Raw genomic sequence first — 24196 nt, forward strand, 5'->3', positions numbered from 1 at the left:
TGCTATCAAATTAATGGCACCCGTGGTGGAGGGATTCCCAGTGTCTGCCGTTCTCTCATTGTTACAAAGCCGGCTGTTGCGGCCGGTGTTCGTTACCCTAGGTATCGCTCTTTTGGTGCAAGTGCTGGTGGCCGTCGCCCTGACGCGAAGCACCGTCACTGCATTGGAAGCTGATTTGGGCAACCGACTGGGCGTCGACAGTCAAAAACTGTCCGGCGAGCTGGCGCAAGCCGGCAAGGAAGTCACATCCAGTCTGGACAGCCTGTCTTCCAGCACGCGCCAGCGTTTGACGGCCGGGCTTTCCACGCGTCTGCAGGACGAGCAAAAGCAACTGCGTGCGACCTTGGAGAAAGACCTGCAAGACTCTGCCAACGATATGGCGCAGCTACTGGCCTCGGTGGCGCCTCGCGCCATGTGGGACAGCGACGTGCCGACACTGTCGGAGTTCGCCCGGCGTGCCCAGCGCAATCCCAACGTGTTGTTCGTGGTCTATGACGACGCCACCGGGGAGCATCTGACCCGTTATCTGAACCGTGACAACCCGATCAACCAGGCATTGCTGGCCAAGGGGCAGGGCGACCGTGCGCTGGATAAAGTCTTGGACGCGGCGAAAAATGATCCTGCCGTGTTCTACGTCGAAGCATCCATCAGCCCCAATGGCGTCGAGATCGGCAAAGTTCGCATGGGGGTTTCGACCACGGCGGTCGAGGCCGACCTGGCTGCGCTGGATAAACGTTTTGCCGCACTGATCGCCAGCAGTGATCAGTTGGTGGGCGACAGCCTCAAGGGGGCTGCCGCCGACAGCGCGGCGGCCATGGGCGCGCGCCTGCAGTCTGCGCAAGCCACCGCGACGCAGATGACCGCCAATACCACCAGCGCCGTACAGGAGGCAGCAGGCACTTTGCGCTGGCGCATCGGCATGGGGCTTGCGATTGTTGGGTTCGGCGTATTGCTGTTGATCGCCATTGTGCTGGGGCGGCGTGTGGTTAACCGCCTGAAGTTGTTGATCGCGGCCATGGATGACCTGGCGGCGGGCGAGGGCGACCTCACCAAGCGCGTGCAGATCAGCAGCAAGGACGAAATCGGCGACATGGCCTCGGCGGTCAATCGCTTTGTGGACAAGTTGCAGCCGATCGTGCGCGAGGCGGGCGATGTGGCCCAGCGTACCGGCGTGGAAATCGGCGCCATGACCTTGCGCAATGCCGGGGCTGACAAGGCGGCCGGTTTGCAACGCGATGAGGTGGCCGAGAGCTTGCGCGCGTTGTCGCAGATGGCCGACGAGGCGCAAGCCGAAAGCCATGCGATGCAGGCGGCCTTGCAACAGGTGGTGGATATCCGCCAGGCCACGGATGAGAACTCGCGCACTTCGGCCGAAGTCGGCAGCTTGATCGAGGCGTTGGCCGGGCAGGTTCAGGCCGGCTCCCAAGTCATTGAGCGCCTGGCCCAGCAAAGCGAGCAGATCGAAGTGGTGTTGACGGTGATTCATGGCATCGCTGAGCAGACCAATTTACTGGCGCTTAACGCCGCCATCGAAGCCGCGCGGGCCGGTGAGACCGGGCGCGGTTTCGCGGTGGTGGCCGACGAAGTGCGCGCGCTGGCGAGTAAAACCCAAAGCTCCACGGGGGATATCCAGGCGCATATCGTGGCGCTGCAGCAGGGCGCGCGTGAGGCAGTCGAAACCATCAGCAAGGCCGGGCGGCAAGCCAATGAAGGCTTGCTGGTGCTGCGCGACAGTGTGCGCTTGCAGCAGACGGTGCAGGCTTCGGTGGAGCAGGTGCATGCGGCGATTGGCTTGGCGACTCGCGCAGCCGAGCATCAGGCTCAGGGCGCGCATGCGGTGCGTGGGCGGGTCGAGGTGATTCATGCTCAAGCCGAGCGTGCCGCGCAGGCGGTGGTGGAAACCACGGCCAGTGGCAAGGTGCTGGATGGGTTGGCGGCGCAGCTTAAGGCGAGTTTGGGGCAGTTTCGGGCTTAGCGGCGCCTGTACCGGCGCTATCGCAGGCAAGCCCGCTCCCACATTTAAATGCATTCCAAAGTTGGAACTCGGTCAACTGTGGGAGCTGGCTTGCCTGCGAAAGCTATTTCAGCGGCTCAGATACATCCGCGTCGTAAGCAAATACACCGGCAACCCCGACACCAGAATCAGCAGCGCCGCATAAGGCGCTGCCGCCGCGAATTCCACATTCGAGGTGTGCGCCCACACGGCGGTGGCCAGGGTATTCAACCCTGTAGGACTGAGCAGCAACGTCGCCGTCAATTCCTTCATTGCATCCAGAAACACCAGCGCAAACGCCGCACCCAATGCCGGGAAAATAATCGGCAAGGTCACCCGGCAAAACGCGCTGAACGACGATGCGCCCAGCGTGCGCGCAGCCTCTTCCAGCTGCGGCGCGGCCTTGTTCAGGGCGGTGCGAATCGGCGCCTGTGCCAGCGGCAGGAACAGCAACGCATAAGCGATCAGCAACAATGCCGACGTCTGATACAGCGCCGGCACATAATGCAGCGCGAAATACACCAGTGTCAGTGCGATCACCAGGCCGGGCAGGGCATGCAGCAGGTACGGCAAACGTTCGGCCCAGATTGCCAGCTGGCCTTTGTAGCGCACCACCAGCAGTCCCACGGGCACGGCCAGCACCAGGCAAAGCGCCGCACCACCCAAGGACAGCGCCAGCGATGACAGCAGTGCTTCGCTGATCTGGGCCACGGGGAATGCCGCCGACGAACCTACCGCCAGCCAGTACCCGAGCATCCCCAGCGGAATGCCGCTGCCAATGATCGCCAGCGCCAGGCAATACACTTGGCCCAGTGGCGCCCACTTGCCCAGCTTGACCTGTTCAGCGTGTCGCGCCGCGCCCTGGCCGATGCGCACGTGTCGGCCCTTGCCGCGCACGCGCAGCTCCAGCCACAACAGCGTCAGGCACATCACCAGCAATACCGCCGAGAGCATCGCGGCGTTGGCATTGCTGAATTCCAATTCGAATTGCTGGTAAATCGCCGTCGTAAAAGTCTGCAGGCCAATGATCGACAGCGCGCCGAATTCCACCAGCATGTGTAGCGCAATCAGCAGCGCCCCGGCCAACAGCGAAGGCCACAGCAGGGGCAGTGTGATGCGAAAAAATACGCCCCAGCGATTCAGCCCCAAGGTGCGGGCTGATTCTTCCAGGGAGGGGTCAAGATTGCGCAGGGTTGCCGCCACCGGCAGAAACACCAGCGGGTATTTGGACAGGGTCATCACCAGGATCGCCCCGCCCAGCCCTTCGAAGTTGGCGCTCAGCGACACCCAGGTAAAACTGCTGACAAACGCCGGCACCGCAAACGGCAGGCACAGGATCACGCCCCAAATGCGTCGGCCTGGCAGGTTGCTGCGTTCCAGTAGCCAGGCCAGGGACAGGCCGATCACGCCGCACGCCACGGTCACGCCAATCATCAGTGCCAGGGTGTTGCGCAGCAGCCCGAACACATAGGGCCGCCATAACAGGTGCACCGCCTGCGCCCAGCCCGCCTGCCAGGCTTTAGTCCCGACATACACCAATGGCAGCAGGCTCAAGCCAACCAGGAGCAGAACCGGGATTAGCAGCCAGATCGAGGGACGCTTGCGCCGCGGGCTGAAACCCCCGCGCAAGGCGGGGGCGGGTAGCGATGGGTTCATCAGTTCAAGCCAACGTCACGTTCCAGGTCCAGGGCTTCTTCGGCGTTGCCAAGGTCTGCGGGGGTGACTTTCGGCGGTTGCAGCTCGCTGAAAGGCTTGAGGCCACGGTTGGATTCCATGCCCTTGCGCAGCGGGTATTCGGCCGAGGTGTTGGTGATGACGCGCTGGCCTTCTTCACTGGCCATAAAGGCGAGCAACTGCTGGGCTTCTTTGGGGTGCTTGCTGGATTTCAGCGCGGCAGCGGAAGACACGGTGATCAGGCCGCCGGCATCACCATTGGTGAAGTAATGCAGTTGCGAATCCAGGTTGGTTTTTTCTTTCTTCAGGGCAAACCAGTAGTAGTTATTCACCAGCACGGTGGCGACTTCGCCGTTTTCCACGGCTTTGAGCGCAACCATGTTGTTGCTGTAGACCTTGCCGAAAGCGCGCAGGCCGGTCAGCCATTCTTCTGCGGCCTCGCGACCGTGCAGTTTGATGATTGCCACGGCTTGTTCCTGGAACGCGCCGCTGGTGGGCACGAAGCCGACTTTGCCTTGCCACTCGGGGCCGGCGAAATCCAGTACCGACTTGGGCAGGTCCTTTTCAGCGATCAACTTTGGATTGAAGGCCACGACGCGGGTTCGGGCGGTCACGCCCATCCAGTCGCCGTTGCTGCCGACATAATCCTTGGGCAGTACGTCGAGGGTGCTGGCATCGATCTTCGCCAGCAGGCCTTGTTCACCGAGCTTGTTCAGTGGCGGCGATTCTTCGGTGTAGATCACGTCGGCGGGGGAGCGATCGCCTTCTTCGACGACTTGGCTGGCCAGCTGGTTGCTGCTGCCTTTGCGCACGTTGACGTGAATGCCGGTCTTGGCTTCGAAGGCCTTGGCGAGTTCATCGCCGACTTCTTTGTGTTGGCCGTTGTACAGGGTCAGTGACACCTTGTCGGCGCAATAGGCGGCGGGCGAGAGCAGGGTCAGGCCGAGCAGAGTGATGGAAAGGCCACGCAGAAGGGATGTCTTGAGACGGATATCGCGGATCATCATCCGGGTTGTTCCTCGCTTGTGTGCAACAAATCATTGCAAGGATAAACGATAAAACTTCTCAAGTGCGGACGAGGGGAGAAATCGCCGGGCAGGTTTTCAAACCCCGGAAACGAAAAAACCCGCTTTCGCGGGTTTGATCTGAATTTGGTGCCCAGGAGAAGACTCGAACTTCCACGACCTTGCGATCACCAGCACCTGAAGCTGGCGTGTCTACCAATTTCACCACCTGGGCTTATCAACAACGCTTGCGCCGTTGATGGAGCGAACTATACGGAGGGCTTTTTGATCTGTAAACCCCTGATTCAAAAATATAAATCAAGATTTTCGTTAAAAATCAAAGGCCTGAAACGCAAAAACCCGCTTTCGCGGGTTTTTGGAGACTCGAGGCAGAACCTTGAGTTTGAAATTGGTGCCCAGGAGAAGACTCGAACTTCCACGACCTTGCGATCACCAGCACCTGAAGCTGGCGTGTCTACCAATTTCACCACCTGGGCAGCATCAACAACGTTGCCGTCGTCGATGGCGCGCACTATACGGAGGCGATTTTGAGCTGTAAAGCCCTGCTATGAAAAAATCATGGAAAATTTCGCCAATGGTCGTGCAAGGTGCGTTACGAGGGCGACAAAGGCCTTTAAAACGCTTGTTGATGCCTGAAATTTCCCGTTTCAATACGCGTATGCCAAACTAACCCGCATATAGACAAGGTGAAAACTCTCTAATGGCCGATTGGCAGTCCCTCGATCCCGAGGCCGCTCGTGAAGCGGAAAAATATGAAAACCCTATTCCTAGCCGCGAACTGATCCTGGCGCATCTCGCCGATCGAGGTTCGCCTGCTAGCCGCGAGCAGCTGGTTGAAGAATTCGGTCTGACCACCGAAGACCAGCTCGAAGCCCTGCGCCGCCGTTTGCGTGCCATGGAGCGCGATGCTCAATTGATCTACACCCGCCGTGGCACTTACGCGCCTGTGGATAAGCTCGACCTGATCCTTGGCCGCATCGCCGGCCATCGTGATGGCTTCGGCTTCCTGATCCCGGATGACGGCAGTGACGACCTGTTCATGAGCCCGGCGCAAATGCGTCTGGTGTTCGATGGCGACCGTGCCCTGGCGCGGGTTTCCGGCCTGGACCGTCGTGGTCGCCGTGAAGGTGTGATCGTCGAAGTGGTGTCGCGTGCCCACGAGTCCATCGTCGGCCGCTACTTCGAAGAAGGCGGTATTGGCTTTGTTGTGCCGGATAACCCGAAGGTCCAGCAGGAAGTGCTGATCACCCCGGGCCGCAATGGCGCCGCCAAGGTCGGCCAGTTCGTCGAGGTGAAAATCACCCATTGGCCGACTGCGCGCTTCCAGCCGCAAGGCGATATCGTTGAAGTGGTCGGCAACTACATGGCGCCGGGCATGGAAATCGACGTTGCGCTGCGCACCTACGATATTCCTCACGTCTGGCCTGAGGCGGTGCTCAAAGAAGCCGCCAAGCTCAAGCCTGAAGTGGAAGACAAAGACAAAGAAAAACGCATCGACCTGCGCCATCTGCCGTTCGTCACCATTGACGGCGAAGATGCCCGCGACTTCGACGATGCGGTATACTGCGAAGCCAAGCCTGGCAAGCTGCGCCTGTTCTCCGGCGGTTGGAAGTTGTTCGTCGCGATTGCCGACGTATCCAGCTACGTGAAGATCGGTTCGGCCCTGGACAACGAAGCTCAGGTGCGCGGTAACTCCGTGTACTTCCCGGAGCGCGTAATCCCGATGCTGCCTGAGCAGCTGTCCAACGGCCTGTGCTCCCTGAACCCGAAAGTCGACCGTTTGGCCATGGTGTGCGAGATGACCATCTCGAAAACCGGCGAGATGACCGACTACCAGTTCTATGAAGCGGTGATTCACTCCCAGGCGCGCCTGACCTACAACAAGGTCAGCACCATCCTGGAAGCGCCGAAGACCAGCGAGGCCAAGGCCCTGCGTACCGAATACGCTGGCGTGGTGCCGCACCTCAAGCAGCTGTACTCGCTGTACAAGGTGCTGCTGGGCGCGCGTCATGTGCGTGGCGCGATCGATTTTGAAACCCAGGAAACCCGAATTGTTTTCGGCTCCGAGCGCAAGATCGCCGCAATCACCCCGACCACACGTAATGACGCTCACAAGCTGATCGAGGAATGCATGCTGGCGGCCAACGTGGCCACTGCAGAATTCCTGAAAAAGCACGAGATTCCTGCGTTGTACCGCGTGCACGATGGCCCGCCGCCGGAGCGTTTGGAGAAGTTGCGCGCGTTCCTCGGTGAGCTCGGCCTGTCCCTGCACAAAGGCAAGGACGGCCCGACGCCGAAGGACTACCAGGCACTGCTCGCGAGCATCAAGGACCGTCCGGATTACCACGTGATCCAGACCGTCATGCTGCGCTCCCTGAGCCAGGCGGTGTACAGCGCTGATAACCAGGGCCACTTCGGCCTGAATTACGAGGCGTACACCCACTTCACCTCGCCGATTCGCCGTTACCCGGACTTGCTCACGCACCGGGCGATCCGCAGCGTGATCCATTCCAAGCAGAACACCCCGCACGTCAAGCGCGCCGGTGCCATGACCATTCCGAAAGCACGGATCTATCCGTACGACGAAGCGGCCCTGGAACAGTTGGGCGAGCAGTGCTCCATGAGCGAACGCCGTGCCGACGAAGCGACCCGCGACGTAGTGAACTGGCTCAAGTGCGAGTTCATGAAAGACCGCGTGGGCGAGTCGTTCCCAGGTGTGATCACCGCGGTGACCGGTTTTGGCCTGTTTGTCGAGCTGACCGACATCTACGTCGAGGGCCTGGTGCATGTCACCGCCTTGCCGGGTGACTACTACCACTTTGACCCTGTGCATCACCGCCTGGCGGGCGAGCGCACGGGGCGTAGCTTCCGTTTGGGCGATACCGTGGAAGTGCAGGTCATGCGCGTCGACCTCGACGAGCGCAAGATCGACTTCGGCATGCCTGATAAGCCCGCCGAACCGACGGGCCGTAAAAAGCGTGGCAGCGAAACCGCAGCGCCGGCCGCTAAAGGCAAGGGTGCTCCTGCTAAAGCAGCCGCCGCCGAACCAGCTCCAGCCAAGGCCGCTCGTCGTTCGTCGGCCAAAGAGAAGGCCCCCGAAGCCTACCGCCCAAGCGACGCTGCGGCGAAAAACGCCGAGCTGCGCAAGAGCCGCGAGTTGAAGCAGCAGTTGCTCAACGAAGCCAAAAGCGGTGGTAAAGCGGCGTCTGGGGGAAAGTCCCGCGAGGCGGAAAAGCCGTCGAGCAAGCCGAGTAAACACCGTAAAGGCCCGCCAAAAGCGGGTTCGGCCCCCGCGAAAAGCGGCGGGTCGCGCAAACCTAAGGCCAAGTCATGAGTCTGGAAAAAATCTACGGCGTGCACGCCGTAGAAGCACTGCTGCGTCACCACCCGAAACGCGTCAAGCAGGTGTGGTTGGCCGAAGGCCGCAGTGAGCCGCGCGTACAAGCGCTGGTCGAGTTGGCCACCCAAAACAAAGTTGCCATCGGCCAAGCCGAGCGCCGCGAGATGGACGTGTGGGTAGAAGGCGTTCACCAGGGCGTGGTGGCGGACGTAAGCCCGAGCCAGGTCTGGGGCGAGGCGATGCTCGACGAGTTGCTCGACCGTACCGAAGGCGCACCCTTGCTGCTGGTGCTGGACGGCGTGACCGACCCGCACAACCTGGGTGCCTGCCTGCGTTCGGCAGATGCTGCCGGCGCACTGGCGGTGATTGTGCCTAAAGACAAGTCGGCCACCCTGACGCCGGTTGTGCGTAAAGTGGCGTGCGGCGCGGCGGAAGTCATTCCGTTGGTGGCCGTGACCAACCTGGCGCGCACCCTGGAGAAACTCCAGCAGCGTGGCCTGTGGGTTGTCGGCACGGCTGGCGAGGCTGAGGTCAGCATTTATGACCAGGACCTCACCGGCCCGACCATCCTGATCATGGGCGCCGAAGGCAAAGGCATGCGTCGCCTGACGCGTGAGCATTGCGATTACCTGGTGCACCTGCCGATGGCCGGTAGCGTCAGCAGCCTCAACGTATCGGTCGCAACCGGTGTTTGTCTGTTTGAGGCTCGGCGTCAGCGTGGTGCCAAGGCCAAGGCCAAGAAGTAATTTTGAGCCTGGCATAGATCCAAAATGTGGGAGGGCTTGTGTGGGAGCTGGCTTGCCTGCGATAGCAACACCTTGGTATCACTGATACATCGAGGTGCCTGCATCGCGGGCAAGCCCGGCTCCCACACAAACCCCTCCCACATTTGTTTTGGGGTGTATTGGAGATTGTTCAAATAATCACCAATCACCTTGCGCCGTTTCTCCCCCTTCTCTACAATTGCGCCCCTTGCCTTCCTGGCAGGCACCGATGTGCCTCCCTGCGGCAAGATCCATAAGTGTCATTCACTCCTTGTCTGACCGTTTTTGAGCGGCAGGCTACAACCCGTAAGGAGCATTCATGCGTCATTACGAAATCATCTTTTTGGTCCACCCGGATCAAAGCGAGCAAGTCGGCGGCATGGTAGAGCGTTACACCAAGCTGATCGAAGAAGACGGCGGCAAAATCCACCGTCTGGAAGATTGGGGCCGTCGTCAACTGGCCTACGCAATCAACAATGTTCACAAGGCTCACTACGTGATGCTGAACGTTGAGTGCACTGGCAAGGCCCTGGCCGAGCTGGAAGACAACTTCCGCTACAACGATGCAGTGATCCGTAACCTGGTCATCCGTCGCGAAGAAGCCGTTACCGGCCAATCCGAGATGCTCAAGGCTGAAGAAAACCGCAGTGAGCGCCGTGAGCGTCGCGACCGTCCTGAGCACGAAGGCGCCGAAAGCGCTGATAGTGATGACAGCGACAACAGCGATAACGCTGACGAGTAATCCACGGACCTTTTAAGGAGCCTATCAAATGGCACGTTTCTTCCGTCGTCGTAAATTCTGCCGCTTCACCGCTGAAGACGTGAAAGAGATCGATTACAAAGATCTCAACACTCTGAAAGCCTACGTATCCGAGACCGGCAAAATCGTTCCAAGCCGTATCACCGGTACTAAAGCACGTTATCAGCGTCAGCTGGCCACCGCTATCAAGCGCGCCCGCTTCCTGGCCCTGCTGGCCTACACCGACAGCCACGGCCGCTGAGACCGGGCAGTCGACAAGTAGTAAGGGATTGAATGCATGCGCGCCTTAGCTGAGTTCATCATGCGCGGTCGCGTGCAGGCCACTCTGGTAGTGGCTGGATGTGCGGCATTGCCGTTGCTTTATTGGTTGGGTGCTGCCGCAGGTTGCCTTGTGCTGCTGCGGCGCGGTTTGAAGGACGCCCTTGGCGTTCTTGCCCTGGGTTTGTTGCCGGCCTTGATCTGGTGGCTGCAAATGGGTGATCCACGGGTACTTTTGGTACTGCTGGGGTCATCGAGCCTTGCGTTGGTTTTACGCGCAAGTGAGTCCTGGGTCCGCACGCTGCTGGTCAGCGTGGCATTGGGGTTGGTGTACTCAGTGATGCTTGGCGCGGCTTTCCGCCCGCAAATCGAGGCGCTGTCGCAGGAAATCGTCAAGATCCTGCCGCTGGCCCTCGGGGATCTCTACCAGCAATTGTCGGTAGATGAGCGAGCGCGGTTTGCGTCACTGATTGCCCCGGTCCTGACCGGCCTGATTGCGGCATTGTTGCAGGTCGTCAGCGTGCTGAGCCTGATTCTTGGGCGTTATTGGCAGGCGTTGTTGTACAACCCGGGTGGTTTTGGTCGCGAGTTTCGCAGTATCAGAATCCCCGCGGGGCCGGCGATGTTGCTGCTGGCGTGCATGGTTGTCGGGCCGAACTTCGGCCCACAGATGGCCTTGCTGGCGCCGATTTGCAGTGTACCGCTGGTGTTTGCCGGGCTGGCCCTGATTCATGGGCTGGTGGCGCGAAAGCGCCTGGCCAGGTTCTGGCTGGTGGGGTTGTACGTGACGCTGTTGCTGTTCATGCAGCTGATCTATCCGTTACTCGTGGTTTTGGCCATTGTCGACGGCCTGATTGATTTTCGCGGTCGTCTGGCGTCGAAAGACGCCGATAACGCGAACGGTGAAGGTTAAAAGTTAGAGGATTTTCACATGCAACTGATCCTTCTGGAAAAAGTCGCCAACCTGGGCAACCTGGGCGACAAAGTGAACGTTAAGGCCGGCTACGGTCGTAACTACCTGCTGCCATACGGCAAAGCCACCGCTGCAACCGCTGCCAACCTGGCTGCGTTTGAAGAGCGTCGTGCTGAGCTGGAAAAAGCAGCAGCAGACAAAAAAGCTTCGGCCGAAACTCGCGCTGCCCAACTGGCTGAGCTGGAAGTGACTATCACTGCCACCGCCGGTGACGAAGGCAAGCTGTTCGGTTCGATCGGCACCCACGACATCGCTGATGCACTGACCGCCTCCGGCGTTGAAGTGCAGAAGAGCGAAGTTCGTCTGCCGAACGGCACCATCCGCAACGTAGGCGAATTCGACGTAGCCGTGCACCTGCACGCCGAAGTTGAAGCCACCGTACGCGTTGTTGTGGTAGCTGCTTAAGCGACACCTAACTGACTGGCACCTCGCGTGTCAGGCGGTTAACATCGGGCACGATCCTGTTTACAGGTCGTGCCTTTTGTTTTTCTGTAGCCCTGATTCTCCAACTATTCCAAGTGGCCATGAACGATATCTCCGCTCCTGAGCAATATGATCTGCAAACCGCTGCCCTGAAAGTGCCGCCACATTCCATCGAGGCCGAGCAGGCCGTGCTCGGTGGTTTGATGCTGGACAACAACGCCTGGGAGCGCGTGCTGGATCAAGTCTCGGACGGCGATTTCTACCGTCATGACCACCGCCTGATCTTCCGCGCGATTGCCAAGCTGGCCGACCAGAACTCACCGATCGACGTGGTGACCCTGGCCGAGCAATTGGACAAGGAAGGCCAGACGTCCCAAGTGGGCGGCCTGGGTTACCTGGGTGAGCTGGCGAAAAACACGCCATCGGTCGCCAACATCAAGGCCTATGCGCAGATCGTCCGTGCGCGGGCCACGTTGCGCCAGTTGATCGGCATCGCCACCGAGATCGCCGACAGCGCCTTCAACCCCGAAGGCCGCACCGCTGAAGAGATTCTCGACGAAGCCGAACGGCAGATCTTCCAGATCGCCGAGGCCCGGCCGAAAACTGGCGGCCCGGTCAGCGTCAACGACCTGCTGACCAAGGCTATCGACCGTATCGATACCCTGTTCAACACCGATAACGCCATTACCGGCCTGTCCACCGGCTACACCGACCTCGACGGCATGACCAGCGGCTTGCAGCCGTCTGACCTGATCATCGTCGCCGGCCGTCCGTCCATGGGTAAAACCACCTTCGCCATGAACCTGGTGGAAAACGCCGTGTTGCGCAGCGACAAGGCCGTCCTGGTTTACTCCCTGGAGATGCCAGGTGAGTCGCTGATCATGCGTATGTTGTCGTCCCTGGGCCGCATCGACCAGACCAAGGTGCGTGCCGGTCGCCTGGAAGACGACGATTGGCCGCGCCTGACCTCGGCGGTCAACCTGCTCAACGACCGCAAGCTGTTTATCGATGACACCGCGGGCATCAGCCCGTCGGAAATGCGTGCGCGTACCCGGCGCCTGGTGCGTGAGCACGGCGACATCGCCCTGATCATGATCGACTACCTGCAACTGATGCAGATCCCGGGTTCCAGCGGTGACAGCCGGACCAACGAGATTTCCGAGATTTCCCGCTCGTTGAAAGCCCTGGCCAAGGAATTCAACTGCCCGGTGGTGGCGCTGTCGCAGCTCAACCGTTCCCTGGAGCAGCGCCCGAACAAACGCCCGATCAACTCCGACTTGCGGGAATCCGGAGCGATCGAGCAGGATGCTGACGTGATCATGTTCGTTTACCGGGACGAGGTGTACCACCCGGAAACCGAGCATAAAGGCATCGCCGAAATCATTATCGGTAAACAGCGTAACGGGCCAATCGGCACCACGCGTCTGGCCTTTATCGGTAAATACACCCGCTTCGAAAACCTGGCGCCGGGCAGCTATAACTTCGACGACGAGTAACATTGTGGGAGCGGGCTTGCTCGCGAAAGCGGTATCACATTCACCCTTTTGCTGAATGACACACCGCTTTCGCGAGCAAGCCCGCTCCCACATGATTTCCGACCATTACCGTCGGAATTGGTCAAAATTTGTGCTATATTCCGCGCCCGCGATTTTTCATCTCAACACCGGTCACCGTCATGCAAACAGCCAAGCCGTTATTTGACTATCCCAAGTACTGGGCCGAATGTTTCGGTCCTGCGCCATTCCTGCCGATGAGCAGGGAGGAGATGGATCAGCTTGGCTGGGATTCCTGCGACATCATCATCGTCACCGGTGATGCGTACGTGGATCACCCCTCGTTCGGTATGGCCATCATCGGCCGGCTGCTGGAGTCCCAGGGCTTTCGCGTCGGGATCATTGCCCAGCCGAACTGGCAGTCCAAAGACGACTTCATGAAGCTCGGCGAGCCGAACCTGTTCTTCGGCGTCGCGGCCGGTAACATGGACTCGATGATCAACCGCTACACCGCCGACAAAAAAATCCGTTCCGACGACGCCTACACCCCTGGCGGCATGGCCGGCAAGCGCCCGGACCGCGCCAGCCTGGTGTACAGCCAGCGTTGTAAAGAAGCCTACAAAAACGTGCCGATCGTGCTTGGTGGCATCGAAGCGTCCCTGCGCCGCATCGCCCACTACGACTACTGGCAGGACCGCGTGCGTAACTCGATCCTGATCGACGCCACCGCCGATATCCTGCTGTACGGCAACGCCGAGCGGGCCATCGTTGAAGTCGCCCAGCGCCTGTCGTGGGGCCACAAGATCGAAGACATCACCGACGTGCGCGGCACCGCGTTCATTCGCCGTGACACGCCTGCGGGCTGGTACGAAGTGGACTCCACGCGTATCGACCGCCCGGGCAAGGTCGACAAGATCATCAACCCGTACGTGAACACCCAGGACACCCAGGCCTGCGCCATCGAGCAGGAAAAGGGGCCGCAGGACGATCCAGAGGAAGCCAAGGTCGTACAGATCCTGGCCAGCCCGCGCATGACTCGCGACAAGACTGTGATCCGCCTGCCATCGGTAGAAAAAGTCCGTGGCGACGCGGTGCTCTACGCCCACGCCAACCGCGTGTTGCACCTGGAAACCAACCCAGGCAACGCCCGCGCCCTGGTGCAGAAGCACGGTGAAGTGGACGTGTGGTTCAACCCGCCGCCCATTCCGATGACCACCGAAGAAATGGACTACGTGTTTGGCATGCCTTACGCACGAGTTCCGCACCCGGTATACGGCAAGGAAAAGATCCCGGCCTACGACATGATTCGCTTCTCGGTGAACATCATGCGTGGCTGCTTCGGCGGCTGCACCTTCTGCTCAATCACCGAGCACGAAGGCCGGATCATCCAGAACCGTTCCGAAGAGTCGATCATTCGCGAAATCGAAGAGATCCGCGACAAAGTGCCAGGCTTCACCGGCGTGATTTCCGACCTCGGCGGCCCGACCGCGAACATGTACCGCATCGCCTGCAAGAGCCCGGAAATCGAATCCGCGTGCCGCAAGCCGTCGTGCGTATTCCCAGGCATTTGCCCGAACCTGAACACCGACCACTCGTCGCTGATTCAGCTGTACCGCAGTGCCCGTGCGTTGCCGGGTGTGAAGAAAATTTTGATCGCTTCCGGCCTGCGCTACGACCTCGCCGTCGAGTCGCCGGAGTACGTTAAAGAGCTGGTGACCCACCACGTTGGCGGCTACCTGAAGATCGCCCCGGAACACACCGAGGAAGGTCCGCTCAACCAGATGATGAAGCCGGGCATTGGCAGCTATGACAAGTTCAAGCGCATGTTCGAGAAGTACACCAAGGAAGCGGGCAAGGAGCAGTACCTGATTCCTTACTTCATCGCCGCCCACCCGGGCACCACCGATGAAGACATGATGAACCTGGCCCTGTGGCTCAAGGGCAACGGCTTCCGCGCCGACCAGGTGCAGGCGTTCTACCCGTCGCCAATGGCCACCGCCACCGCGATGTACCACTCGGGCAAGAACCCGCTGCGCAAGGTCACCTACAAGAGCGACGCGGTGACCATCGTCAAGAGCGAAGAGCAGCGCCGTCTGCACAAGGCCTTCTTGCGCTACCACGACCCGAAAGGCTGGCCGATGCTGCGTGAAGCGTTGACCCGCATGGGCCGCGCCGACCTGATTGGGCCGGGCAAAGACCAGTTGATCCCGCTGCACCAGCCGGCCACAGACAGCTACCAGAGCGCGCGTCGCAAGAACTCGACGCCGGCCGGCAGCCATAAGGTCGCCAAGGAAACCACCACCAAGATCCTCACCCAGCACACCGGCCTGCCGCCGCGTGGCAGCGACGGCAGCAACCCGTGGGACAAACGCGAACAAGCCAAGGCTGCGGCCATGGCGCGCAACAAGCAGGCCGCCAAGGAGCGCGCCGACGCGGCCAAGGGCAAGGGCGGCAAGCCTGCGCGCAAACCGGTCGTGCCGCGTTGATCGCAGCCTGAACATGCAAAACGCCAGCCTCGTGCTGGCGTTTTGCTTTCTAGTCGGTGTGTAGTCTGTTTGTTAAGGTGGCGCGCATTGAATCGCCTTCGCGAGCAAGCCCGCTCCCACATTCGACCGCATGCTCATGCTGGAACTCGGTCAACTGTGGGAGCGGGCTTGCTCGCGAAGGCGTCAGTTCAGTCATCACCCATTTCAAGGAAGATCACCCCCATGGGCAACCCCCTGGCCGGTATCGGCATGGACTCCAACCGCTCCCAATTCATGGCGCGCCAGCGCATCGAAAGCCAGATCAACCTGCCACGGCTGTTCGCGGCCATCGATGCAGACCCCGGCATCGTCGGCGCGGGTGTCGTGTACATCGACGCCGATTTCAACGTCATCATCCTGCGCGAATTCAAGCCCATCTGCAGCATCAAGCCCAAGCGCCTCATTTTGCGTGAGGCGCAGAAGTACATAGCTCCGGCGCAGTTTGCGCAACACGTCCAGGACAATCCCCGCGAATCGCGCCTGGTGGGAGAGGCGGTCAACACGTCCCTGTCCTGCGCGGGCGCGATCATCGGTTGGATCGTGGTGCTCAGCGGCACCGTCGCTGTACCGTTCACGGCGGGTGCCAGCAGCGTGATTACGGCCATCGGTTATACCGCTGCCACGGCCAGCACGCTCCAGTGTTTTGCCAGTGGCTATCGTGTCAGCAATGAGATCAGTGACCCCTCCAAAAATGACAAGCTCGACAGCTCGGAGTGGTATCAGTACACGATGATCGCGCTGGATGCTGCGTCGTTGATCGGGGTCGGTGCATCGACGCTGACCACGATAAAACTGGTGCGGCTGAATCAGGCCACCACCGGCAAAAGCGTGCGGGACGTGCTGCGGGGATTAACCCGGCAAGAGCGCGCCAAGCTTACGAAGGAGCTGCTCAGCATTCAGGACCCGCGTATGAGCGCTAAAATGCTCAAGTTGAAACAACTGTCCGGCGAGGCGACCAAGCGTTTCACCCCCGCCCAGGTCAAGCATGCGACGGTGACCCAGATACAGGATGCCCTTAGCGCGGCGATCGGTTTTACGGGCAGTGCAATCTCGGGGAACGTACGCACCATTGCTGTGGGGCTGTATGAGGAAATGAACGATGAATGAGCTACCCGGCATTCGCAGTTTTCTGGCGCAATATTTTCCGGTCTTCATGGGCGCAATTTTCGCGGCGGTGTTCAGCCTGGTGTTTGCGGTGCCGCTGATTTTCGACAGTTATTTCCCACGCTTGTCGATGGACGACAACCTCAAGTATTCCTTCCTGGGTGGCCTCGCGCTGACGTGGGGCATCGTACAGTGCAACTTCATGATCGCGCGCGGGCGGCCGCAGTGGGTATGGCCGCTGGTGATGCTGCTTGCGCTCTGTGTTCTGGCAGTGCTGCCTACCATCGCCTTCGGTCCGCATCCGGTGTCCTATGGCTTGAGCCTGCTGTTCCCGCTGCTGGGATTGCTGCTGCTCAACAGCAAGCGTCACCGCGAGATGCGCCAGAAACTCGTTGAAGTGAGGCGGCTGCGCCAAGCCATCATCGCAACGCACAAAGCACGCTAGCTGGGTAGATTCACCACCCTGCGCCACAAATATGTGCAACCCTTGCACCACGGCACCCACGTTGGCGCCGTTTTGGTGCTGTACTGCACCGGGTCTTACGATAAAGCGCAATGACGGCCGCTCTGGCATAAGTCTTGCGCGCTTTGTGTCCATGCCCTGGCTCGCAGGAGGCCGCCGTGTCGATTCATGTCGCGTTGCACCACGTTACGCATTACCGCTACGACCGCGCCGTCGAACTCGGCCCACAGATCGTGCGTTTGCGCCCGGCCGCCCATAGCCGCACGCGGATTTTGTCCTACGCACTCAAAGTGCTGCCCGAGCAGCACTTCATCAATTGGCAGCAGGACCCGCAAGGCAATTACCTGGCGCGCCTGGTGTTCCCGGAAAAGACTGACCAACTGCGCATCGAAGTCGACCTGGTCGCCGAGATGGCGGTGTTCAACCCGTTCGACTTTTTCCTCGAACCCTACGCCGAAAAAATCCCCTTCAGCTACGCCGCCGATGAGCAGCGTGAGCTGGCGCCGTACCTGGAAACCTTGCCGCTGACGCCGAAGTTTGCCGCTTACTTGGCCGGTATCGACCGTACGCCGTTGCCTGCTGTGGATTTCCTGGTCGGCCTCAACCAGCGTCTGGCTGCTGATATTGGCTATCTGATCCGCATGGAACCGGGTGTGCAGACCCCGGAGTTCACCCTGGAAAATGCCTCCGGCTCCTGCCGCGATTCGGCTTGGCTGCTGGTGCAATTGCTGCGTAATTTGGGCCTGGCGGCACGCTTTGTGTCGGGCTACCTGATCCAACTGACCGCCGACGTCAAAGCCCTCGACGGCCCGTCCGGCACGGAGGTGGACTTCACCGACCTGCACGCCTGGTGCGAGGTGTACTTGCCCGGCGCCGGCTGGATCGGCCTGGATGCCACTTCCGGGTTGTTCGCAGGTGAAGGCCATATCCCGTTGGCCTGTAGTCCCGATCCATCTTCCGCCGCGCCGATCAGTGGGCTGGTGGAACCCTGCGAGTGCGAATTTACCCACGAGATGTCGGTAGAGCGCATCTGGGAAGCGCCGCGGGTTACCAAGCCCTACACCGAGGAGCAATGGCTGGCGATCCAGGCCTTGGGCCGGCAGATCGACGGCGACCTGCTCAAGGACGATGTGCGCCTGACCATGGGCGGCGAGCCGACCTTCGTCTCCATCGACGACCCCGACGGCGCCGAGTGGAATACCGCCGCGCTGGGGCCGGACAAGCGCCGGCTGTCCGCCGAGCTGTTCCAGCGCATGCGCAAACACTACGCACCCAAGGGCCTGGTGCACTTCGGCCAGGGTAAGTGGTATCCCGGCGAGCAGCTGCCGCGCTGGTCGCTCAATTGTTACTGGCGCCGCGACGGCGTGCCGATCTGGCACAACAGCGCGCTGATCGCCGATGAGCAAGAGGATTATGGCGCCGATGGCGTGATGGCTGGGCGCTTCCTGGCCAGTGTCGCCGAGCGCCTGAAGCTGCCGGCGCGCTTTGTGTTTCCGGCCTTCGAAGACAATTTCTACTACCTGTGGCGCGAAGGCGCGCTGCCGCAAAACGTCACTGCCCAAGACCCTCGCCTGAGCGACGACCTGGAGCGTGAGCGCCTGCGTAAAGTGTTCAGCCAGGGCCTGGATAAAGTCATCGGCCAAGTGCTGCCATTGGCGCGCACGGCGGCCAATGACCGTTGGCAGAGCGGGCGCTGGTACTTGCGCGACAACCACTGCCGCCTGGTGCCGGGCGACTCGCCGCTGGGCTATCGCCTGCCGTTGGCCTCGCAGCCTTGGGTGACGGCGGCGGAATATCCGTTTGTGCATCCGACCGACCCGAACCAGGATCAGCCGCAACTGCCGACCACCGCGCAACTGCAAAGCCATGGTGAACCTGCACCGAGCGATGAGCGTGTGCCGAAAGTCGATGAGTCCGCCGACTGGCTGACTCGCACCGCCTTGTGCGCCGAAGCGCGGGAAGGGCGGCTGTACCTGTTCATGCCGCCGCTGGAGCGCGTCGAGGATTACCTCGAACTGGTGGCCGCCATCGAAGCCACCGCCGAGGAGTTGCACTGCCCGGTATTGCTGGAAGGCTATGAGCCGCCGTTCGACACGCGCTTGAGCAACTTCCGGGTCACGCCGGACCCAGGTGTGATTGAGGTCAACGTACAGCCGTCCGCCACCTGGGACGAGCTAGTGGAACGCACCGAGTTCCTCTACGAAGAGGCGCGGCAAACCCGCCTGACCACTGAAAAGTTCATGATCGACGGCCGCCACACCGGCACGGGTGGCGGTAACCACTTTGTGCTCGGCGGCGCCACGCCCAAGGATTCGCCGTTCTTGCGCAGACCTGACCTGCTGCGCAGTTTGATCAGCTACTGGCATAACCACCCTTCGCTGTCGTATCTGTTTTCCGGGCTGTTTATCGGCCCGACGTCTCAGGCGCCACGGGTGGATGAGGCGCGTAACGACGCGCTGTATGAGCTGGAAATCGCCTTCGCGCAAATGCCCGAACCTGGCGAAGAGTGCCCGCCGTGGCTAGTCGACCGCCTGCTGCGCAACCTGCTGATCGACGTGACGGGCAACACTCACCGCGCTGAGTTCTGCATCGACAAGCTTTACTCACCGGATGGCGCCACTGGTCGTCTGGGCCTGTTGGAACTGCGCGCCTTTGAAATGCCGCCCCATGCGCGCATGAGCCTGACCCAGCAATTGCTGCTGCGCGCGTTGGTCGCACGCTTCTGGCGTGAGCCGTATGCGCCGCCGAAACTGGCGCGCTGGGGCACCGAGCTGCATGACCGCTTCCTGCTGCCGCACTTTATCGAGCAGGATTTCGCCGACGTGATCGTCGAACTGAATGCCGCCGGTTACCCGCTGCGGGCTGAATGGTTTGCTGCGCATTTGGAATTCCGCTTCCCCAAGGTTGGCGACTACGCCGTCAGTGGTATCGAACTGGAACTGCGTCAGGCCCTGGAGCCCTGGCATGTACTGGGCGAGGAGGGCGCGGTGGGTGGCACGGTGCGTTACGTGGATTCGTCGCTGGAGCGCTTGCAGGTCAAGTTGAGCGGGTTGCCACCGCAACGTTATCTGCTGACCTGCAACGGCATCCCGGTGCCGTTGCAGCCGACCGGGCGTATCGGTGAGTTTGTCGCCGGCGTGCGTTATCGCGCCTGGCAACCCGCCAACTGCCTGCAGCCGACCATTGCGGTGCACGCGCCGTTGGTGTTCGACGTGCTGGATACCTGGATGCAGCGCTCCCTGGGCGGTTGCCAGTATCATGTCGCCCATCCTGGCGGGCGCAATTACGACAGCTTGCCGGTGAACGCCAATGAGGCGGAGAGTCGGCGCATGGCGCGGTTTTTCCGGTTGGGGCATAGCCCAGGCAAGCTGGCGGTGCCTTCTTTGGTTATCAATGATGAACTGCCAATGACCCTGGACCTCCGGCGTTTCCCCAATAAAAATGACTAAACGCGATCCAAAATGTGGGAGGGCTTTTGTGGCGAGGGAGCTTGCTCCCGCTGGGGTGCGAAGCGCCCCTGAAGCAGGCGACTGCTACGCAGTCGAACGGGAGTAAACTCCCTCGCCACAACAAGCCAGCTCCCACATTAGATCGCAGTGAATTTGAGTTAATCTGACTTCCCTTGCCCCTGCCGAGCGTTCCATGCCCGACTTGCTCGACCGTTACCCGCTGACCGCGGGCACCTATCACGAACTGCTGGACGACAGTGGCGCGGTGCGTGCCCATTGGCAGCGCCTGCTGGATCACCTGCAACGCAGCACGCCCGCGCAACTGGCCCAGCGCCAGGCGCTGCTGACCCGGCAGATCCAGGAAAACGGCGTGACCTACAACGTCTACGCCGACCCCAAGGGCGCCGATCGCCCGTGGGAGCTGGATTTGCTCCCGCATGTGCTGGCTGCTGATGAGTGGCAGCACTTGTCGGCCGGTATCGCCCAGCGTGCGCGCCTGCTCAATGCCGTGTTGGCCGATCTGTATGGCCCGCAGCTTTTGATCAAAGAAGGCCTGCTGCCGGCTGAACTGGTGTTCGGGCATAACAATTTCCTGTGGCCGTGTCAGGGCATTCAACCGCCCGACGGTGCGTTTTTGCACCTGTATGCCGTGGACCTCGCGCGCACGCCGGATGGCCGCTGGTGGGTGACTGCCGACCGGACCCAAGCACCGTCGGGCGCAGGTTATGCGTTGGAAAACCGCACCATCGTGTCCCGCGCCTTCCCGGATTTATACCGCGACCTGCAAGTGCAGCACCTCACCGGTTTCTTCCGCACGCTGCAGGAAACCCTGGCCCGCCAAGCGCCCTGCGATGACCAGTCGCCGCTGATCGTGCTGCTCACGCCGGGGCGTTTCAACGAAAGCTATTTCGAACACCTCTACCTCGCGCGCCAGCTCGGTTACCCGTTGGTGGAAGGCGGCGACCTCACCGTGCGCGACAGCACGGTGTTCCTGAAAACCCTCAGCGGCCTGCGCCGGGTGCACGCGATCATGCGCCGCCTGGACGACGACTTCTGCGACCCGCTGGAGCTGCGCACCGACTCGGCCCTCGGTGTGCCCGGCCTGCTGGATGCCGTGCGCCAAGGCAATGTGCTGGTGGCCAACGCCCTCGGCAGTGGTGTGCTGGAGTCGCCGGGGTTGCTCGGCTTTCTGCCGAAGATCAACCAGTTCCTGTTTGGCGAAGAATTGATTCTGCCGTCCATCGCCACCTGGTGGTGTGGTGAGGCGCCGGTACTGGCCGAGGCCTTGGAGAAACTCCCGGAGCTGTTGATCAAACCGGCGTTTCCGTCACAAAGTTTTGCGCCGGTGTTTGGTCGCGATTTGAACGATGAACAACGCCAGGCCCTGGCCGAACGCATGCGCGCGCGGCCTTACGCGTATGTCGCCCAAGAGTTGGCGCAATTGTCCCAGGCGCCGGTGTGGCACACCGTGGATGACCACCTGCAACACCGCGCCATCGGCATGCGTGTGTACGCGGTGGCGAGCGCTGAAGGCTACCGCGTGCTGCCCGGCGGCCTGACCCGCGTGGCGGCCGAAGCCGATGCCGAAGTGGTGTCGATGCAACGCGGTGGCGCCAGCAAAGACACCTGGGTGCTGGGCGAGCGTGCTGCCGGTGGCGAGCATTGGCGTGCGCAACGTGCGATTGGTGCTCATGACCTGGTGCGCCGCGATCCGTATCTGCCTTCTCGTGTGGTGGAAAACCTGTTCTGGTTTGGCCGCTACTGCGAGCGTTGTGATAACAGCGCGCGCTGGCTGCGCATCGTGCTGGCGCGGTATGTCGACGGCGACGATCCGCTGGCTTTGCAAGCCGCTGTCGAATTGGGCGAGACCTTGCGGTTGTTGCCGGAAGAAGGTGAGTTGCCCGAGCGCCTGCTCGCGGCCTTGCTCGGCGATGATTGGCCGTCGAGCCTGCGCGCCAACCTGCAGCGCCTGCAGTGGGCGGCGTCGCAGGTGCGCGGCAAGTTGTCTCGGGAGAACTGGCAGGCCCTGGTCGAGCTGCAACGCGAAGCCATGGAGCTGGAAAGCGAAACCCCGGACTTCGGCGAGTTGCTGGACTTTCTCAACCGCTTGGTGATGTCCCTGGCGGCGCTGTCCGGTTTTGCCCTGGACGACATGACCCGCGACGAAGGTTGGCGCTTCTTGATGATGGGCCGGCGCATCGAGCGCCTGCAGTTTCTCAGCAGCAGCCTCGCGGCGTTCCTGCGTGGCGTGGCGGTGTTTGATCAGGCCGGGCTTGAGTGGTTGCTGGAGTTGGGCAACAGCAGCATTACCTATCGCTCGCGTTACCTGGCAGTGCCGCAATTGATCCCGGTGCTCGACTTGTTGCTGCTCGATGAGCAGAACCCGCATGCGGTGCTGTTCCAGTTGAAACTGGTCAGCCGTACCTTGCGACGCCTGAATGATGACTTTGGCGTGCCTCGGGAAACCGGCCTCGCCCCGTTGGTGGAGCGCCTGGGGCGTTTTGACCTGGGCTGCCTGGAAAACCCGTTGTTCGGCGAGTCCAGCGTGCGTGCCGCGTTGGATGGCCTGGCTGACCTGCTGCAAGCGGTCGCCGATGAGAGTGGGCAAGTGTCGGATCGCCTGGCCTTGCGCCATTTTGCCCATGTGGATGATGTCAGCCAGCAAACGGTGTCGGTGTGATGAGTGCGCGCTACCAGATTTTCCACGATACCCATTACCACTACGACAGCCCGGTGTCGCTGGCGCAGCAGCTTGCTCATCTCTGGCCACGGCCGTGCGCCTGGCAGCGTTGCAGTTCGCAGCAGTTGGAGATCAGCCCGGAGCCGACTGCGCGCCGCGATGAGCTGGACGTCTTCGGCAACCCGATCACTCGCTTGGCGTTCGAGCGGCCGCATGATGAGCTGCTGGTAAATGCCGGGCTGACCGTCGAAGTGCTGGCGCGACCTGCCTTGGATTTCCAGCAGTCGCCCGCCTGGGACCAGACCCGCGACAGCCTGACCTACAGCAGCCTGCCAATGTCCGCCGAGTTGATCGAAGCCTGCCGCTATCGCTTCGAATCGCCCTACGTGCACCTGAAAAAAACCTTCGTCGAGTTTTCCGAAAGCTGCTTTGCGCCCGGCGAGCCGTTGCTGCTGGGGGTGCAGGCGTTGATGGAGAAAATTTTCAGCGAATTCACCTTCGATGCCGAAGCCACCCAGGTCGCCACGCCGTTGGTGGAAGTGCTGGAGCGCCGTCGCGGCGTGTGCCAGGACTTCGCCCACCTGATGCTCGCCTGCCTGCGCTCGCGGGGCCTGGCGGCGCGTTACATCAGCGGTTACTTGCTCACGCAGCCGCCGCCCGGCCAGCCACGGCTGATCGGCGCCGATGCGTCCCACGCGTGGGTTTCGGTGTATTGCCCGGTGTCGGGCTGGGTAGATTTTGATCCGACCAACAATGTACAGCCGGCACTGGAGCACATCACCCTGGCCTGGGGCCGGGATTTCTCGGATGTGTCGCCGTTGCGGGGTGTGATTCTGGGGGGAGGAAGCCATGACCCGGAGGTGCGGGTGACGGTGATGCCGCTGGAATAGAACCTCAAGGCTCGTTCCCACGCTCTGCGTGGGAATGCCTGCTGTGACGCTCTGCGTCACCCTTGCACAGGCTTCGAACCTTGCGGTGCGCCGGGACGCGGAGCGTCCGAGGCTGCATTCCCACGCAGAGCGTGGAAACGATCATTTATTCAGCCGGGTCTTTCGGTGTCTCGGTCTCATCAGTCGCCACTTCACCTTCAGCATCCGGGTTCAGTGCGCCAGCTTCTTCATCTGCAGTGGCTTTCTTGCGTTGCAGCTTTTCCTCTTTCTTCTGCTCCTTGGCCAAGTCTCTCTGACGTTTGGCGAAGGAGTAATTAGGTTTGGCCATGGGCGATCCTCTAGGGTCGAAGGTGAGGGTGGGGCGGCGCGCAGCTGCCTTGGG

The 24196-nt window shown here is 61.2% G+C and carries 17 protein-coding genes and 2 tRNA genes; 14 read left to right on the top strand and 5 right to left on the bottom strand.

The features are described from left to right. Positions 1-40: 40 nt before the first annotated feature. The gene (locus ACA065_RS02670) at positions 41-1975 is read left to right on the top strand and encodes a methyl-accepting chemotaxis protein (protein WP_497693200.1); all 1935 of its coding nucleotides are present in this window, start codon (positions 41-43) and stop codon (positions 1973-1975) included. 108 nt (positions 1976-2083) lie between these two features. Here ACA065_RS02670 and ACA065_RS02675 read toward each other — a convergent pair whose 3' ends face one another. The 4 genes from ACA065_RS02675 to ACA065_RS02690 form a co-directional block, all read right to left on the bottom strand. After that, a complete protein-coding gene (locus tag ACA065_RS02675; protein ID WP_497693201.1) occupies positions 2084-3649 on the bottom strand; it encodes an ABC transporter permease in 1566 nt (521 codons plus the stop codon). Next, positions 3649-4674 carry an iron ABC transporter substrate-binding protein gene (locus ACA065_RS02680; protein ID WP_497693202.1) on the bottom strand — a complete coding sequence of 342 codons (1026 nt, stop codon included), beginning with the start codon at positions 4672-4674 and terminating at the stop codon, positions 3649-3651. Before ACA065_RS02680 ends, ACA065_RS02675 begins: the two co-directional genes overlap by 1 nt. A 145-nt stretch (positions 4675-4819) precedes the next feature. Next, positions 4820-4906, bottom strand: a tRNA-Leu gene (locus ACA065_RS02685). A gap of 175 nt (positions 4907-5081) precedes the next feature. After that, positions 5082-5168: transfer RNA gene (locus tag ACA065_RS02690), tRNA-Leu, on the bottom strand. A 224-nt stretch (positions 5169-5392) separates the two neighbouring features. Between ACA065_RS02690 and rnr the strand changes: the two genes are divergently transcribed. The 13 genes from rnr (at position 5393) to ACA065_RS02755 (ending at position 23814) form a co-directional block, all read left to right on the top strand. Further along, the gene (gene rnr, locus ACA065_RS02695) at positions 5393-8026 is read left to right on the top strand and encodes a ribonuclease R (protein WP_497693203.1); all 2634 of its coding nucleotides are present in this window, start codon (positions 5393-5395) and stop codon (positions 8024-8026) included. Beyond that, a complete protein-coding gene (gene rlmB / locus ACA065_RS02700; RefSeq protein WP_322212500.1) occupies positions 8023-8778 on the top strand; it encodes a 23S rRNA (guanosine(2251)-2'-O)-methyltransferase RlmB in 756 nt (251 codons plus the stop codon). Before rnr ends, rlmB begins: the two co-directional genes overlap by 4 nt. Positions 8779-9115: 337 nt before the next feature. Next, positions 9116-9538, top strand: coding sequence for a 30S ribosomal protein S6 (gene rpsF / locus ACA065_RS02705; protein ID WP_003217491.1), 423 nt, complete (start codon positions 9116-9118; stop codon positions 9536-9538). A gap of 28 nt (positions 9539-9566) precedes the next feature. Then, positions 9567-9797, top strand: a complete 231-nt coding sequence (gene rpsR, locus ACA065_RS02710; protein WP_002551829.1) for a 30S ribosomal protein S18 — start codon at positions 9567-9569, stop codon at positions 9795-9797. A 36-nt stretch (positions 9798-9833) separates the two neighbouring features. Further along, complete coding sequence (locus ACA065_RS02715) at positions 9834-10727, top strand: YybS family protein (protein WP_043047864.1); 894 nt, start codon at positions 9834-9836, stop codon at positions 10725-10727. A gap of 18 nt (positions 10728-10745) precedes the next feature. Continuing rightward, positions 10746-11192 (top strand): 50S ribosomal protein L9, encoded by a 447-nt coding sequence (rplI, locus tag ACA065_RS02720; RefSeq protein WP_003171376.1) that lies wholly within the window; start codon positions 10746-10748, stop codon positions 11190-11192. Positions 11193-11311: 119 nt separating this feature from the next. After that, positions 11312-12706 carry a replicative DNA helicase gene (gene dnaB, locus ACA065_RS02725; RefSeq protein WP_064450415.1) on the top strand — a complete coding sequence of 465 codons (1395 nt, stop codon included), beginning with the start codon at positions 11312-11314 and terminating at the stop codon, positions 12704-12706. A gap of 179 nt (positions 12707-12885) precedes the next feature. Next, positions 12886-15189, top strand: coding sequence for a YgiQ family radical SAM protein (locus tag ACA065_RS02730; protein WP_497693204.1), 2304 nt, complete (start codon positions 12886-12888; stop codon positions 15187-15189). Between the two features lie 222 nt (positions 15190-15411). Further along, the gene (ssp4, locus tag ACA065_RS02735; RefSeq protein ID WP_497693205.1) at positions 15412-16335 is read left to right on the top strand and encodes an Ssp4 family T6SS effector; all 924 of its coding nucleotides are present in this window, start codon (positions 15412-15414) and stop codon (positions 16333-16335) included. Continuing rightward, positions 16328-16777: a hypothetical protein gene (locus tag ACA065_RS02740; RefSeq protein ID WP_497693206.1), complete on the top strand. Its 450-nt coding sequence runs from the start codon at positions 16328-16330 to the stop codon at positions 16775-16777. The genes ssp4 and ACA065_RS02740 overlap by 8 nt, the downstream gene beginning before the upstream one ends. A 176-nt stretch (positions 16778-16953) precedes the next feature. Beyond that, the gene (locus ACA065_RS02745) at positions 16954-20244 is read left to right on the top strand and encodes a transglutaminase family protein (protein ID WP_497693207.1); all 3291 of its coding nucleotides are present in this window, start codon (positions 16954-16956) and stop codon (positions 20242-20244) included. 193 nt (positions 20245-20437) lie between these two features. After that, positions 20438-22924, top strand: coding sequence for a circularly permuted type 2 ATP-grasp protein (locus ACA065_RS02750; RefSeq protein ID WP_497693208.1), 2487 nt, complete (start codon positions 20438-20440; stop codon positions 22922-22924). Further along, positions 22924-23814: a transglutaminase family protein gene (locus ACA065_RS02755; protein ID WP_497693209.1), complete on the top strand. Its 891-nt coding sequence runs from the start codon at positions 22924-22926 to the stop codon at positions 23812-23814. The genes ACA065_RS02750 and ACA065_RS02755 overlap by 1 nt, the downstream gene beginning before the upstream one ends. A 145-nt stretch (positions 23815-23959) precedes the next feature. On the opposite strand, the gene ACA065_RS02760 is transcribed toward ACA065_RS02755, so the two are convergent. Next, entirely contained in the window at positions 23960-24142 is a 183-nt protein-coding gene (locus ACA065_RS02760) for a hypothetical protein (RefSeq protein ID WP_064450422.1), read from the bottom strand. Positions 24143-24196 lie beyond the last annotated feature (54 nt).

This window comes from Pseudomonas sp. LBUM1640 (assembly GCF_059716225.1).